We start from the raw sequence: 16,129 nt of genomic DNA, 5'->3' as shown, positions 1-16,129 counted from the left end.
AATGCTAAACATTAATAACAAATACTCAAACATCATCATAAACAGCAAAAACTCTCAAAACATCAAAGATGGAGATATTGTAAGATATTCTCTTATGCGTAAATTAGATAATGACAAGGCTATTATTAATATAATGGGAAGTAAGGTTGTAGCATTATTCAAAAATGGCATGCCAGATAAAGGATTTGCTGTTATTAATAGAGAAAATGATAAGATAGTATTAAAGCTGCTTAAAGATGTAAACAGCATTAAAGAGGCAAGAGAAAGTATTAATAATAATATTACAAAAGATACTTTAGTTTTAAATAGTAATAATAAAGAAAATAATAGTGAAATATCTGCTATTTTATTAAAGAATTCCATAAAGCAAAGCTCTGAAAATATCGCTTATTTGGAGAGAGTTTTAAAATATATACCACAATTAGATGATAAAAAAATGAAATTCATACTTCATTCTATGTCTAATAAAATATATTTTACTATAGATGAATTAGAGATGTTTGAAAGTATTTTTTCAAAATTCAATAATTTATACTCTGTTATAAAAAACTCTAACAAAAATATTGAAAAAACCGAAATATTACTAACGCTTTTAAAAGAAATTAATGATACTGACAAAAGCTTAAAAAACTATATATCTTCAAATGGAAATTTGAATATATGGTTTATGCTCTTTGATATGCTTCAAAACGAATTATCTTCTGATAGTTCTAATATGCTTAATCTTCTTTTAAAGATATTATCCTCAAATAGGAAAAATAAAACTTTTAGAGAAGGTTCTTTTTTAATACCAATACCTTTTATAGTTAATAATGAATTAAAAGAGGTGCTTCTTTATATAAATAGAAAAGATAATAAAGCTAAAAGTTTAGAGTTTATAGCTTATGATGATAATAAAGAACTATGCAAAATAGAAATTGTAAAAGAAAATAAATACATTATTAATGTACTTTTCTTTGATAAAGAACTATTTTTAAAATGTAAAAATATAAAAACAAATATAGATAAAGAATTAGAAAAGTTTAATAATGATATAGAATTGGAGATAGGCTATGAAAAAAGAGATTGAAAATGCTGTTGCTTTGCTTTATGAGAGAGAAATACATAATGCTCCAATAGTAATATCTAAAGGAGAGAAACTCTTAGCTAAAAGAATGATAGAAATAGCTAAAAAAAATAAAATACCTATAGTGTCAGATGAGGATACTGTAGAAGAACTTATGCATTTAGAAATAGGAGAAGAGATACCATATTCAGTTTATGAAGCAGTTAGTATAATATTAAAATATGTATATAAATTAAAGGCAGAGTTGTAGTAACTATGGAAAAGATAACTAGTGTTAAAGTAGATGATATCAAGACCAAAATTGATAAGCAGGATATTTATATATATAATGGTTTTATGGCTATTAGCAAATATATAAAATCTATAGACGAAGATATTAAAAGACTAAAAAAATGGGACATAGAAGAAGTATTTATAAAAGATTCTGATGCTAATGCTTATGGATATCAAACACCGGAAGATTTTGAGAAGTTTGCTCGAGAATGCCTTGTATACAAAAATATATATTTTAATATATTAGAAAAAGTAAAAACAAGCTTAGGAGATTTTAGATATAATAATATAGTTAATATATCCAATTTAAAATCAATAATAGACAGTATATTAGACCTTATTAACAAAAACATGAATGCTGCTATAGAGTTATTAAACATTGAAAATTTAAGCAGAGATGATTATTATTATATAAGGTCATTAAATGTATCTATGATATCTTTAATGCTTGGCAAAGTAATGAAATTCCCAGAAGATAAATTACAAAAATTAGGTTTAGGTGCTATATTATATGATATAGGACTGATTAGAATACAAGATAAAGTTTTAAATAAACATGAACAGTTTACTCCAGAAGAATATATTGAAATAAAAAAACATACAGTATTCGGCTATAAAATAATAAAAACCAATTTTAGATTAGAAGAAGAGATAGCAGTCATTCCTTTAGAGCACCATGAGCATTATAACGGCAAAGGATATCCAAGAGGAATTAGCGGCAATCAAATACATTTATATCCAAAAATAGTAGCCGTTGCTCATTCTTTAGAAAAAATATTAAAACCTATAAGAATATTAAGAGACAGTCAACAAACACCTACATATTCTAAGATAGTTAATGGTTCGAGAACAATTGAAAACAAAACATTATCTGATGCTGTAAGAGAAATAATAAAAGGGGCTAATATTAAATTTGACCCTATAATAGCAAAGCTTGTTGTTGGAACTTTTAGTGTTTATCCAATAGGAACTGTAGTAGTTTTGAATGATAATAGGAGGGGATTAGTATTTGCCACTAATATTAGCTATCCTATTAGACCAATCATAAAAATAGTATCAGATGAAAATAATAATTTTATTGAAGACGGCGAAGTAATTAATTTGATAGAAACTAATAAATTGTTAATAAGCGGGGTAGATAAAGGCAGTAATATTTTAGAGGAGGTAAAGTCAAGATTATTGAATAAAAAAGAAAACAATGATGGTAATTAAATGAAAAGCAAAAAAGAGATAGGCGATATTGGAGAGGATATAGCCTTAAATTATCTCGAGAATCTTGGGTATGAATTATTAGAGAGAAATTATAAAAGCAGCATAACAAGAGGCGAGATAGATTTAATAATGACAAAAGGAGTTGTTATTGTGTTTGTAGAAGTAAAATATCGAAGACAGGGAAGTTTTGGATATGCAGCTGATGCTATTACAGAGCGTAAAAAACAAAAGCTCTATGAGACAGCTGAGGAATACTTAATTAAAAAAGGATTAAGTTTAAGTCAAAAATGTTCCTTTGGGGCAGTTTTAATAGACGATACCAACTATAGTAGAGAAATTTCTTTTGTAGAAGACATTTTTATATAGGGGTATTGTATGAAAACGGCTGTAAAAATAAATTATGAAAAAATAGAAATTTATAAAAAGAAATTAAAAGATAAAAAGTATGTAGATAAAGCTATAGAAAGGCTCGCTGGACACTTAATTAGTGCTGTTATAGATTAATATAATAAAGGGTGTAAAATGAATATAATAGACAGAGGTAAATTAACTTTATTATTAGAAAGTGAAAACTTAAAATTATTGTCTGAAAAACTAGATAATAATTTTGAAAAAGCAGTTAATGAATTATTCAAAATTAAAGGAAGAGTAATAACTTCTGGAGTTGGTAAGAGCGGACATATTGCAAGAAAGGCAGCTTCAACATTTGCTTCCACAGGAACACCAAGTTTTTTCGTTGACCCTAATGAATGTTTGCATGGCGACTTTGGTATGATAACTAAAGATGATTATTTAGTATTATATTCTAAAGGCGGAGAGTCAAGAGAGATAATAGAATTAGTAAATTGGTCTTGCAGACAAAATATACCATATATAGCTATTACTAATGATGAATCTTCTACTCTATCAAAAAATGCGAAAATCACTTTGCTTACCTATGTAGAAGAAGAGGCTTGCCCTTTAAAATTAGCTCCAACTGTTAGTACAACTGCTTCTTTAGCTTTATCTGATGCTTTGGCTACTGCTTTAATGGAGCTTAGAGGATTTAGAGCTGAAGACTTCGCAATATTTCACCCGGGCGGAAGTTTGGGAAGGCAATTAGCTAAAGTAAAAACTATAATGCATACTGATAACTTGCCAATTATAAATTTAGAAACCTCTTTATATGATGCTTTATTTAAAATCATAGAATGTAAACTCGGTATTGCAATTATTACAGATGATAACAACATTCTTAAAGGCATTATTGTAGATGGTGATTTAAAAAGGTTATTGGTAAAAGACAAACAAATAGAAAATATTCTAAAAACAAAAGTAAAAGATATAATGAATAACAACCCTAAAGTAATATATCAAGATACACTTATAGGTGAAGCCTTGCATTTAATGGAAGGAAAAATTACTAATCTTGTAGTTGTTGAAGATAACAAAGACGGCAAAAAACCTATAGGTATAGTTCATATACATGATATTCTAAAAATAAAGGCTTTTTAAGCTTCTAAATAACCTTTATCCAACAAAGATTTTTTTATTCTATTCGTTTCTAATTTATCATCAGTGGTTACTGTGATATATTTTAAACTCTCCATAGTAGATAATTTCTCTATATTAAAACCTCTAACATTTTCGAGTATAAGTATTTTAATTTTTTTATTATTAAATATTGCTTCTAAATCTTCTAAACTTCTTAAATTTCTTAATATCACTTTTTCTAAATTTTCTAATTTTGATAAATCAGGCATAGCTTTTAATTCTGATATAGAGTTTAATTCTATCACTCTTAAATTTTTTAAATCATTTAAAAAATCTAAAGTATTTATTCCCTTGCCTTTTTCAATATATATCTCTTCCAAATTAGGCATTCTTTTTGGAATCTCTTCAATATGTGTGGCAGATGAAAGTATGGATAATTTTTTTAATTGGCTAATTTTAGTGAAATGTTCTACTCTAATATTTGATGCCCCTATATCGCAAAAGCTTTTTCTATTTTCTATATAAACAGAATGCTTTAAGCTAAAACCGCTCTCTAAATAAAAACTGCTAAGTGTTTCAATGCTGTCAAGAGGGATTAAAGCAATATCCTTTTCAATATTTCCATTAATATGCAAACTTATTAAATTGCCAAGTCTTGAAAAAACATTTAAACTGCTTATAGGGTTTTTAAGAGAAGCATAAAATGTTAAATTTCTAACTTCAGGTATAAACTTTATTATATCTTCTCCAGATAAATTAGAACTGCCAGTTTCTTTTTCTGAAGAAATATTCAAAAAGAAATCAGCTCTCTCTTTTAATACATCATTTAAAAAAGATATCATATCCTTTGATATGCCGCTATTATCTATAAATAAAGATATTGTCTCTTTAGAAGTTTTTAATTCTAATAAATCATTTTCATTTAATGATGAGATTTTTACGTTTTTCATAATTCCTCCATATAAATAAAAACTAAAGCACAGGGGCTATAATTCTGCAAGCTGAATTTCTAAGCCTAATCAAAATAGGCTGCTTTTTATATTCTTCCATAGTTATTTTATGAGACCTTGAAACATCATCTTTGAAAATACTTTCAAATTCTAAAGCAGTATCTATATCATATATAACCGCATTCATCTCATAATGCAAATAAAAGCTTCTTATATCCATATTGCAAGTTCCGCATGATACAATTCTTCCGTCTATAACGCAAAACTTGCTATGTAAAAAACCGCTCTCATACAAATAAATATTAACACCCGCTTTAAGAAGTGTCTCAAAATAAGTCTGAGCAACCCACCAAGCCAATAATTTATCAGGCTTACCAGTAATCATTAAATTAACATTTATTCCAGATAAAGCAGCATTTTCTAAATTGTGTAAAAAACCATCATCAGGTACAAAATAAGGACTTTCTATATAAATACTCTCTTTAGCATCTGCTATCATTTTTGAATAAATTTTTTGTATAGAATCCCATTTAGAATCAGGACCAGAAGATATTATTTGCATAGGGAGGTATTTATCTGTAGTTGAAGGAGGAAATAATTCCTGCATAAGTGAAGAGCCATTATCCATCAAATTATCTAAATCTCTTCCGCCGGCATTATGCCAATCACATACAAAAACATTCTGTATAAGATTGCAGGCATCACCCACTATACGCATATGAGTATCCCGCCAAGAAGCAAATCTCTTTCCGCCGTCAATATATTCCTGCCCTAAATTCATTCCACCCATATAAGCAACTATTCCATCTATAACTACTATCTTTCTGTGATTGCGGTAATTAACATATCTAGTCCAAAATATAGAAAATGGGTCATGATAATATAAAAACTCTATTCCATTTTTTTTAAGCTCTCTTTTGTATTTTCTGCTTATTCTAAGCATAGAGCCTAATCCGTCAAATATAAGTCTAACCTTAACACCTTCTTTCGATTTTTTTATTAGTATATCTTTTATTTTATTGCCTAATTCATCGCTTCTCCATATAAAATATTCCATATGTATTGTTTTTTCAGCGAGTTTTAAATTACTAATTAAATCATCAAATAAATCTTTACCCTCATCAAAAACATAAACTTGATTTTGAACAGTAATCGGAGAGTATCCGCTTTTTATTGCAAGTTTTACTAAATTGGTATGTTTGGCATAATTACCGCCCATGTTGTCTATGATATTCATCTGCTCTTCAAGCAAAGAAGAAAAATGTTTTCTAATCATGTCTTCAGGAAGTCTTGCAGAAAGTTTTCTTTTAGATTTTTTCCAATTTACACCCAAGAATAAATAAAAAATAGCCCCAACATATGGTAAAAACACCAACACCGTAAGCCAAGCTATAAAAGAATAAGGCGGTCTATTTTCAAGAAGCATTTTTATTGCTATTAATATGACATATAGAAAAAATATAATAGTTAATATATAAATAAACATTTAATTATAATCTCTAATTTAAACATTATATATTATTATTTATAGTATATAAGACAAATATAAAAAGTCAATGAATGCCATATTATAATTTTTTATTTAAAATATTTTTATTTTGTGATAGAGTTAAATATATAGCTAAACAGCTATATATTATCATATAAGCTTTTATTTTTTGCAACTTTTTCCCGCCGCAAAAAGTTGCAAAAAGTGCAAGTTTTTTATTTTATATGTTAGGAATATGTATTAATATAGCCTAAAACCTAAATTTGAGTAAAAAAATGCAGTTCTTTTGGTTCTTTTATACCAATACCGAGTAGGTGCCTATTGGCAAAAGAACTGGGGTGCGTGGCAAAGCCCTGCAAATAATAAAAAATATAAAAATTTTATTGTTTTTTCCCGCCTTCGCTTTGCGGACTTCGTCAAAGTTTTCGCCCTTCGGGCACGCTTCGCGAAAGTGCAAATACCAAACAAAGCGTAAATAAATAGTTAAAACTTTTTAATAAAGAAAAATAATAACATCTTTATAAAAATATATAAATTGACAAAACCAATATGTTTCAATATAATGATTTTTGTATTTAATTTTATATAAAAAATAGGAATAAAAATGGATAACAAAAAATTAGAAAACACTGAAGAAGCTATTTTTTCTCATGTGTATTTTTATAAAATTTTATTTAAAGATAAACCGCAATTACCAAATATAGAATTGATAAAACAAAAATTAAGAAGCATATATAATAATGTAGAGACAATCTCTGAAGATAAAAACCTATACAGCATAATGATTAATGACCTTAAAGTAAAATTTAAAGATGATAAAGAATTAGGTGTTCAAGTTTTTATGTATGAGCCTATAGAATTTGATTATAACAGCATAAGCGATGAAGTTTATAATCAGGCTTGGGATATCAAAGACGCTAAAGAAATATTAAAAGAATGCAAATATCAAGTGATGTTAAGCGACTTTTTAGCTGGCGGATTAGACTACAAAGATAGAACTACCCTACTCAACAATTGGCTTAATATAACATTAAATCTTTTTCCTGATGCTGCTGCCGTATATAATGAACAAAGCGGAAAAATTTTACTTAGAGAACAATTATTAAAAAATCAATATCCAAAAAATTTAAGATTCTTATATTCAGGATTAAATATTAGATTTTTCAAAGTGCAAGATACTAATGATATGATAGTTGATACCTTTGGGCTTTATTCCATAGGTCTTTCTGATATCCAATACCATTTTCATGATTTAAACCCAAACAATATAATACAGCATGCTATGAATATTGCTGCATATATATTTGAAAATGGAAACATTATAAAAAGTAATGATGAGATAGAAAGCATATTTGATGGAGTAAAATGGTTATGCAGATACGAGAAATCTTTAACTAAACCGAATAGAGAGATATTGGATATCAACACTCTTGAATATGCTTCTGGAAAAAGAAATTAAATATATAAAAAAATAAACAAAAAACAATAATTTTTTTAAATAAATTAAAAATAAAGTATTGACATATTCTAAGAATATGTTAGAATAAACTAACAATTAGTTAGAGACTATAGTTGTTTTAAGCAAATTCTTTTGTATCCTTAAATTGATACAATATATTTTATAACCTTCATTTAATTAAACTGTTTTGGCACCTTTACAATAGTAGGGGTGCTGATTTTTTATTAACTATTATTAAAACAACAATAATTTGCTATGAAATAAAAAATACATATACTGCTAATTAATCATTTAATTTATTGTTTAAAAAAAGCTCTTCTAAAATAAAGACCATGTGCAGGTGCTGTTACAAAAGCGAGTGTTCTATCTTCTTTTTTTAATATCTCTTCTATAAAATTAATAGGCATATTTTTTCTTTGCCCCTCTACCAATGTACCAACTATAATACGAACCATATTATGCAAAAAAGCATTACCCCTTATAATAAAATATATAGTATCTTTTTTTCTTATAGCACGCACCCTCTCAATATATCTAAACTTAGAATCATTTTCATCTTCAGTAGAGCAAAAAGAAGTAAAATTGTGTTCACCTATAATATATTTAGCATATTCATTTATAAGTTTTTCGTTTATGATGTTCTTTCTATAAAACCAAGAATACCGCTCATAAAAAGGAACAGATATATCGCTATTTTGAACCACATAAATATATTCTCTAAAAGTAGCAGAAGCTCTGGCATTAAAACTATCATCTACCACTTCAGCATTAATTATTCTTATATCTTTAGGAAGAGAAGAATTCAAAGCCCTAGTAACTCTTTCTATGGGAACAAGCATTTTTTCAACTCTAAAATTAGCCACCTGCCCCAAAGCATGCACCCCAGCGTCAGTTCGTCCGCATCCATATATTGTAGTTTTTTTTGAATATATTTTTTGAACTGCTTTATAAATTTCTCCCTGAACAGTTCTCAAATTAGGCTGTATCTGCCAGCCAAAAAAATCTGTGCCGTCATATTGTATAGTTATTTTTATATTAGTCATTATTATTTATAAATATTTATTATTATTGAACGTAGTCATACTATAGCAAATAATAAATTAAGTCAAATTATCAAATAAAATTAGTAAATCTAAAAACTTAATTTTAACAAAATATAATATTTTTTTGATTATAGATATTTCAAAAATAAATTAATAAATATTTATATCACGTTAATTTTATTGTTTGTATAAGTTTTTTATTCAACTTTTCCCGTAGCAAAAAGTTTTCGCCCTTCGGGCACGCTTCGCGAAAGTACAAATATTAAAATTTTATATCTAAGAAATAAATATAATGATACCATACGTTTTGACTATACTCAATAAAGATGTAGCCTTTTTGCTTCTTTGTGGCACGCCGCAAGGGCACTTCCTTCGGTCGCCCTGAAGGACTCCTTTCAGTCGCAAAAGAAGTAGGGTCTTACTCTATGAGTACGCTTCGCAGGGGGCAAAGCCCCAGATATAAAACAAAATATAATTTTACACAAAATAAAATTCTAAGCCTATAAAAAAATATTAAACAAATTTTAATTATACCGAAAATAATTATAAGAATATAACAAAAATTAATTAAATATAAAAAAAATTACTTTTATGGAGGAATTCGCCTTATGATGCGTTCATTATTTGCAGGTGTATCTGGATTGCAGAATCACCAAACTAGAATGGATGTTGTTGGTAATAACATATCCAATGTAAATACATACGGTTTTAAAAAAGGTAGAGTAACTTTCAAGGATATGATAAGCCAATCTTTAAGCGGAGCAGCAAAACCGCAGGAAGATAGAGGCGGTATCAATCCTCAGCAGGTTGGTCTTGGTATGCAGGTAGCTACTATAGATACAATACACACTCAAGGAGCTTTACAAGTTACAGGTGTAAATACAGATTTAGCTATTCAAGGAGAAGGTTTCTTTATTGAAAAAAAAGGCAATAGTTCTTACTACACAAGAAACGGTGCTTTTTCTTTAGATAAAAATGGCTATGTAGTTAATCCTTCAAATGGTTATAAAGTACAAGGTTGGAATGCTGTACTTAATCCAGAAACAGGAATGATGGAATTAAACACTGCTGCTGGAGTAGAAGATTTAATTATACCAGTAGGTTCAAAAGACCCAGCAAGAGCTACACAAAACACTAAGTTCTTCTGTAACCTACAAAAAAATAGCGATACTCACCAAGCAGATTTAACTATCTATGATTCTACAGGAATACCTCGTCAATTAAGAGCAACATTCAACAGAACAGATGTTAATAGATGGGATATGGTAATAGAAATACCAGAAGCAACAGAAGGAAGCGTAAGTGTTTCAGCAGGCGACCCTGTACAAGGCGGAGGAAACAATACTTTCCAATTAGTATTTAATGATGCTGGTTCATTAATTTCTGTAAGCGATGGAGCTAACACTCAAACAGAAGGAGTATTAATGCCTAATGTATCTTTCACTTATCAAGGTACAGACGGAGAAGTAAATCAAACTATTAACCTTACTTTAGGAGAGGTTGGTTTATTTAATGGTATTACACAATTTGAATCACCTTCTACAACTAAAGCTATAGAACAAGACGGTTATACTATGGGTATGCTTGAGGGTTTCAGTTTTGATGACAGCGGTCAGATTACCGGAGTATTTACAAATGGTAACAGAAAAACTTTAGGACAGGTTGCTTTGGCTAAATTCGCTAATGCAGGCGGTTTAGAAAAAGCAGGAGATACTTTGTTTGTAGAGAGCAATAACTCTGGTGCTGCTAATATAGGTGTTGCTGCTGCAGAAGGAAGAGGTTCTATTAAAGCTGGTACTTTAGAGATGTCTAACGTTGATTTGAGCGAACAGTTTACTGATATGATAGTAACTCAAAGAGGTTTCCAAGCTAATGCAAGAACTATAACTACTGCTGACCAATTGCTTCAAGAGGTTATAGCACTTAAAAGATAAATAAAATATTAGACTTTTTGTTTTTTTTTAGTATAATATAATGGTTAGGAGTTTCTTAATATTATGATATATGTAACTAGATTTGACGGAAGCGTTTTATATATTAATCCACATCAAATAGAGTTTATGGAGGAAACTCCTGATTTGGTTATAACTATGCTATCTGGAAGAAAAGTGCTAACTAAAGATAGCTTTGAAACTGTATTAAATAGGATAGTGGAATATAGAACTAGAATAGTAAATGAAGATTCTACTAAAAAACCTTCTTTCTATGGTAATGAAGATTAGAAAGAAAATAAAAAATAAATAAAATATTAGAGAGTAAAAAATATGGATATTATAGTACCTTTAGGTTTTTTATTAGTTATAGGTATCAATTTATTTGGTATAATTTCAGGTGGTGGTAATGTTGGTCACATGGTGGACATTGCTTCAGCAGTTGTAACAGGTTTAGGAGGAACTACTTCTCTTTTTGTTGCAAATGACATAGGAACTATATTGGGCGTACCTAAAGCAATAAAAGTTCTCTTGAACAAACCTAACTATGATGAAGCACAAATAATTATTACTTTAATAAGCTTTTCTGAAAAGGCAAGAAGAGAAGGTTTGCTTGTACTTGAAGATGATATACAAGAAGTTTCAGACCCATTTCTTAAAAAAGGTATGCAGCTTGTAGTAGACGGAACAGACCCAGAACTAGTAAAAAATATTTTGAATACAGAAATAGATAACGTAGAAGCAAGACACGATACAGTAAGAAAGGTATTTGAAGATGCTGCTTCATTATATCCTGCTTGGGGTATGATTGGTACATTAATTGGTCTTGTAATCATGCTTAGAAGTTTGGGCGGCGGCGGCGGTGTTGAAGCCATCGGTTCTGGTATGGCGGTAGCACTTATTACTACTTACTACGGTTCGGTTATAGCTAACGGTTTTGCTTTGCCTATAGCTGGTAGACTTGCTGCAAGACATGCTTCTGAAGCTATTGTACAGAGCATTATGCTTGAAGGTATATTATCTATACAGGCTGGTGATAACCCTAGGATTGTTAAAGATAAATTAGTATCTTTCTTACCTCCTCCTCAACGTCAAAAAGTTAATGAGCAGGTTGGAGACAGATAAATAATTTAAGGATATATAATGGCTACTATTAAATTTGGTAAAAAAGCTAAAAAAGTTGGTGATAAAGCACAAGTACCCGGTCCTTCTGCTCCATTATGGCTTCAAACATATGGAGACTTCGTTACTTTGGTACTTACGTTCTTCGTATTACTGCTTTCTACTATGTCTGAATCTATTAGTGATTCTACTATGCAATTATTAGCTACTGCTTTTCAGGGCTCTTTCGGTAATTTATCTGGAGGGGTTACTTTATCGCAGAGTAAATTAGTTGCTGGTGGTGCTAATGTAGATGCTTTGCCTGCTATGGACAGAGGATACTCTATGGGCAGAAGTGTGGATAAAGCAGTATCAGTATTAGAATCAGAAATAAAAAACAATAAAGTAAGAGTATCTGAAGATGAAAGAGGTTTTGTTATCACATTAGGAGCAGACCAATATTTTGAATCAGCTTCTACAAATATAGTAAACACTCAAAATAATACAGAAACTTTTATAAAAATAGCTTCAGTACTTAGCACATTACCAAATGATATTAGAATAGAAGGTCATACAGACTCTGGTGCAATATTAGAAGGAAGTATTACAGAACAATGGTTTGGAAACAACTGGGGGCTTTCTACTGCAAGAGCTATTGTTGTATTAGAAAAATTATTTGAAAGCGACCAAACAGGAAAGTTAGATATAAATAAATATTCTGTTGCTGGATATGCTGATACTAGACCTGTGGCTTCTAATGATTTGCCTGATGGAAGAGCTTTAAATAGAAGAGTTGATATAGTTGTAGTTCGTAATGATGTAACTTACTATAATCAAAAATAATAAATCATGATTGTAGCAAGAGATTGGAAAGATTATAAAATTTTAGATGCAGGTAATGGCGAAAAATTTGAGAATATAGGAGGTTTTTTAGTATCCCGTCCTGATTCTCAAATTATTTGGCAAAAACAATTAAATAAATGGAATAATTTAGATGCCATATATCATCGCTCTGATAAAGGCGGAGGTTATTGGCAATATATTAACACTCCAAAAGATAACTTTATCATTAAATACAAAGATTTATCATTCAAAATAGAGTTCACAAACTTCAAACATATAGGGCTTTTTCCAGAGCAGGCTGTTAATTGGCAATTTATAATAGATAAAATTAAAGAAAAAAAAACTTCTACCCATCAAAACAAAGAAATAAAAGCTTTAAATCTATTTGCATACACAGGCGGTGCAACTGTTGCTTGTGCTTATGCTGACTGCGATGAAATAGTGCATGTTGATGCTTCAAAAAAAATTGTCGGGCATGCCAAAACTAATATTGAAATTAATGGTTTTCAAAATAAAAAAGTAAGATTTATTATAGAAGATGTTATTAAATTTGTTTTAAGGGAAGTGAGAAGAGAGAGAAAATATGATGTTATTATAATGGACCCTCCGGTATACGGCAGAGGTCCTAATGGAGAGCTTTGGCAAATAGAGACAAGTTTAACAAGATTAGTAGAAGAATGCGTTAAACTATTATCAAGCTCCCCTATTCTATTTTTAATTAACTGCTATACTGCAAGTTTTTCTCATATATCTCTTAAAAATATTTTACAAACTCAAATTAAAAATAATGGTTTTTTTGAAAGCGGAGAGATAGCTCTTCCCATAGAAAATAGCGATTTAATATTGCCGTCGGGAATATATGCAAGGTTTTTTACATAAAATTATGATGTAACAACTATTGCTTTTTTTTATTTATAAGTTAAAGTTTTAAATGGGTTTGAGATATATTAATAATTTTTTAAGGAAACAATGTGAACACAATAGAAGATTATACCCCCTCAACTTCAAAATATGAGTTATATACTCATTTAAGCGAACAAATAGTATCTGGAAAAATAAAAACATTCTCAGAAATATTTACTTATGCAAGCAATGTTAATTTTGAAAAAATCAACGACCATAATAATATTTTAAAAGGACTATTTGGTCTTATAAGAAAAATTAATTGGGGCTTTTTTAATAATTTAGATAAAGATACATATCCAAAGTTGTGGGAACAGTTTGTTATAGAAAATCCTAAATATAGTTTTGCAGGAGATTTAAAACTTAGTTTAACTATAGCTGATATTTATATAGCAATGCTTGATATTCACGGATATACAAAATTCTGCGAAGAAAACAAAAACAATCTTTCTAAAATGCACGCCTTAGATGATTTATTGCAAAACAAAATAGGTGAGCTTACAAAATTTTATAATGTTATATCTCATAGAAAGCAAGGCGATGAAATAGTAATGATGTGCCCATCTGCAACTGATGCTTTAAGTGCTACTATGGCTATAATCGGAGCTTTAAGCAAAAAAAGAATATTAACAGAATGTCCGGATATAGATACATCAATATTTCCAGAGTTTAAGGTAAGTGCCGGTATAGCAGGCGGAATGAGCAACAGTTCTCTTATTATCACAGAAGACGGAGATTTATCTGGTTTTCTTATTAACAATGCAGCAAGAATGCAAGCAAGGGCAAATATGTTATCTCCGAAAGATACTAAAATAATTGTTACAAAAAACTTGCAATTTAACTTCCTTAAAGAAAACAGTAAAACAAAAAGCGAAATATTTGAAAAAAATATTATATCCTTCTACGATAATGGTATGATATCTTTTAAAGGAACTGAAATTCCTATAGTAGAGGCAATATTCAATCCTAATGAAAAATATAAAGAAGCTTTTTTTAATGAAATGGAAGAACTTGTTAAAAGCATAAAAGGCAATTTGTGGAAGCAGAGATTATTTACAAGTATATTAGATTTAATTTCAAAGGCTGTAAGCTCTATGCCTAAATTCCAAATAAATAAAAGAGTTAATGAATATATATCCGCTTATGATAATAAAACTATATGCGACTTATGCAATAATGCAAATGGTGCTTATGTAGTTAAAGAAAATTATAAAGAAGCTATAGACACTTTTGCACTCATAATTAAACTATTAAAAACAATTCCTGATTTTGACCCTATGGTGTTAGAATATGCCGAGAGTATATGTAATGGATATGAAAATGTTTTGCCTGTATATGATACAGTAATTAAAAAAGAAATAGAAATGAATTTAACAGAAATATTTCCTGCTAATCATATACCTATTTTCCAAAATGTACAAAAAGCTAATGAAACTTATAATAAATTAATGAAATATGCCTTAGACAGCAGTGCTCTAAAAAGAAGAAAATCTATTTGGTATGGTATATTAGAAAAAGAACTTAATAATTTAGTGATAAATATGTACTCTGGCAAGAAATAAATATTTTAAAATAGCTTGCACTAATAATATATATATGATAAACTATTGCAACTATTAAGTTGTATTGTAAATTAAGGAGTATTCTTTATGTATATTAAAAAATTATTTTTATCATTAATAGTGTTTTCAATATTTTTTATATCTTGTTCAAACACAAAAACTACAAACTCTTCAGATTCATTAGCATACCTTCAAGGCGGTGAAGGAGAATGGGTATTAAAAGTAGACGATTTCACAATCAATCAAACTAATTTTAATAAAGATTATAAAGTATTCTTAAATTCTATGAAAGCACAAGGAGCAAGTCCTGAGCAAATAGCAATGATAGAAAGTGATAATAGATATAAACAAAATTATGCAGAAGATTTAATAAACCAAATACTTCTACTAAAAAAAGCAGAAACAGATAAATTCTTTGAAACAGAAGAAGCTAAATCTACAATAGATGCTACAATAAGAAATATTAAAGCTCAATACTATTATCAAAAATTAATAGAACAAGCAGCAAGCAATGTTCCTGCTCCAACTCCAGAACAAGCTAAAGCATTCTTTGACCAAGCAAAAGATCAATTGCAATTAGCTCAATATGGTATCACAGAATATAATACACAAACAGCTCCATATATAGCTGATATTTATAAAAGAGTTTATGCAGAACAAAATGTTCAAAGAGATATAATAGATTTAAAAGATAAAGCAGTAATAGAAAGAAATAACGCTGTATTAGGAGAGCCAACTATAGTTCCTCCTATGCCTAATACACAAGGACAAGCAACTAATAATAACTTATTACCTAGAGCAACAAATTAATAAATATAAATAAA

At 28.9% G+C, this 16,129-nt stretch carries 17 protein-coding genes; 14 read left to right on the top strand and 3 right to left on the bottom strand.

What is annotated here, in order from left to right; all coding sequences use genetic code 11:
• Position 1: 1 nt before the first annotated feature.
• Genes Q0H31_RS05575 through Q0H31_RS05550 form a run of 6 tightly spaced genes read left to right on the top strand, consistent with a single transcriptional unit; the run spans position 2 to position 4,045 of the window.
• Positions 2-1,069, top strand: a complete 1,068-nt coding sequence (locus tag Q0H31_RS05575) for a hypothetical protein (RefSeq protein WP_295296242.1) — start codon at positions 2-4, stop codon at positions 1,067-1,069.
• On the top strand, positions 1,053-1,316 hold the full coding sequence (locus Q0H31_RS05570) for an EscU/YscU/HrcU family type III secretion system export apparatus switch protein (RefSeq protein ID WP_295296241.1): 264 nt from the start codon (positions 1,053-1,055) through the stop codon (positions 1,314-1,316). Before Q0H31_RS05575 ends, Q0H31_RS05570 begins: the two co-directional genes overlap by 17 nt.
• Before the next feature lie 5 nt (positions 1,317-1,321).
• Positions 1,322-2,551, top strand: coding sequence for an HD domain-containing phosphohydrolase (locus Q0H31_RS05565; RefSeq protein WP_295296240.1), 1,230 nt, complete (start codon positions 1,322-1,324; stop codon positions 2,549-2,551).
• The gene (locus tag Q0H31_RS05560) at positions 2,552-2,917 is read left to right on the top strand and encodes a YraN family protein (RefSeq protein WP_295296239.1); all 366 of its coding nucleotides are present in this window, start codon (positions 2,552-2,554) and stop codon (positions 2,915-2,917) included. It begins immediately after the preceding gene.
• A 9-nt stretch (positions 2,918-2,926) separates the two neighbouring features.
• Positions 2,927-3,055, top strand: a complete 129-nt coding sequence (locus Q0H31_RS05555; RefSeq protein WP_013243798.1) for a hypothetical protein — start codon at positions 2,927-2,929, stop codon at positions 3,053-3,055.
• An 18-nt stretch (positions 3,056-3,073) separates the two neighbouring features.
• The gene (locus Q0H31_RS05550) at positions 3,074-4,045 is read left to right on the top strand and encodes a KpsF/GutQ family sugar-phosphate isomerase (RefSeq protein ID WP_295296238.1); all 972 of its coding nucleotides are present in this window, start codon (positions 3,074-3,076) and stop codon (positions 4,043-4,045) included.
• Here Q0H31_RS05550 and Q0H31_RS05545 read toward each other — a convergent pair.
• Positions 4,042-4,974 (bottom strand): hypothetical protein, encoded by a 933-nt coding sequence (locus Q0H31_RS05545; RefSeq protein ID WP_295296237.1) that lies wholly within the window; start codon positions 4,972-4,974, stop codon positions 4,042-4,044. The two genes, Q0H31_RS05550 and Q0H31_RS05545, sit on opposite strands and share 4 nt — an antisense overlap.
• Before the next feature lie 22 nt (positions 4,975-4,996).
• Positions 4,997-6,460: a cardiolipin synthase gene (gene cls, locus Q0H31_RS05540; RefSeq protein ID WP_295296236.1), complete on the bottom strand. Its 1,464-nt coding sequence runs from the start codon at positions 6,458-6,460 to the stop codon at positions 4,997-4,999.
• Between the two features lie 607 nt (positions 6,461-7,067).
• Here cls and Q0H31_RS05535 point away from each other — a divergent pair.
• A complete protein-coding gene (locus tag Q0H31_RS05535) occupies positions 7,068-7,922 on the top strand; it encodes a DUF4261 domain-containing protein (protein WP_295296235.1) in 855 nt (284 codons plus the stop codon).
• 296 nt (positions 7,923-8,218) lie between these two features.
• Here the strand turns inward: Q0H31_RS05535 and truA are convergent, their stop codons facing one another.
• Complete coding sequence (gene truA, locus Q0H31_RS05530; protein ID WP_295296234.1) at positions 8,219-8,965, bottom strand: tRNA pseudouridine(38-40) synthase TruA; 747 nt, start codon at positions 8,963-8,965, stop codon at positions 8,219-8,221.
• A gap of 608 nt (positions 8,966-9,573) precedes the next feature.
• Here truA and flgE point away from each other — a divergent pair.
• The 7 genes from flgE (at position 9,574) to Q0H31_RS05495 (ending at position 16,115) form a co-directional block, all read left to right on the top strand.
• Positions 9,574-10,899 carry a flagellar hook protein FlgE gene (flgE, locus tag Q0H31_RS05525; protein WP_295296233.1) on the top strand — a complete coding sequence of 442 codons (1,326 nt, stop codon included), beginning with the start codon at positions 9,574-9,576 and terminating at the stop codon, positions 10,897-10,899.
• Between the two features lie 63 nt (positions 10,900-10,962).
• The gene (locus Q0H31_RS05520) at positions 10,963-11,187 is read left to right on the top strand and encodes a flagellar FlbD family protein (RefSeq protein WP_295296232.1); all 225 of its coding nucleotides are present in this window, start codon (positions 10,963-10,965) and stop codon (positions 11,185-11,187) included.
• 42 nt (positions 11,188-11,229) lie between these two features.
• Positions 11,230-12,021, top strand: a complete 792-nt coding sequence (locus tag Q0H31_RS05515) for a motility protein A (protein ID WP_013243716.1) — start codon at positions 11,230-11,232, stop codon at positions 12,019-12,021.
• Positions 12,022-12,039: 18 nt separating this feature from the next.
• A complete protein-coding gene (locus Q0H31_RS05510) occupies positions 12,040-12,840 on the top strand; it encodes an OmpA family protein (RefSeq protein WP_219699918.1) in 801 nt (266 codons plus the stop codon).
• A 6-nt stretch (positions 12,841-12,846) separates the two neighbouring features.
• A complete protein-coding gene (locus tag Q0H31_RS05505) occupies positions 12,847-13,719 on the top strand; it encodes a class I SAM-dependent methyltransferase (protein ID WP_295296231.1) in 873 nt (290 codons plus the stop codon).
• Between the two features lie 92 nt (positions 13,720-13,811).
• The gene (locus Q0H31_RS05500) at positions 13,812-15,305 is read left to right on the top strand and encodes a hypothetical protein (protein ID WP_295296230.1); all 1,494 of its coding nucleotides are present in this window, start codon (positions 13,812-13,814) and stop codon (positions 15,303-15,305) included.
• An 87-nt stretch (positions 15,306-15,392) separates the two neighbouring features.
• Positions 15,393-16,115 (top strand): SurA N-terminal domain-containing protein, encoded by a 723-nt coding sequence (locus Q0H31_RS05495; RefSeq protein ID WP_295296229.1) that lies wholly within the window; start codon positions 15,393-15,395, stop codon positions 16,113-16,115.
• Positions 16,116-16,129: the final 14 nt, after the last annotated feature.

The organism is uncultured Brachyspira sp. (genome assembly GCF_934747485.1).
GTDB lineage: Bacteria > Spirochaetota > Brachyspiria > Brachyspirales > Brachyspiraceae > Brachyspira.
The sequence above is the reverse complement of the archived record's forward strand: the minus strand, read 5'-3'. Positions and strand labels throughout refer to the sequence as shown.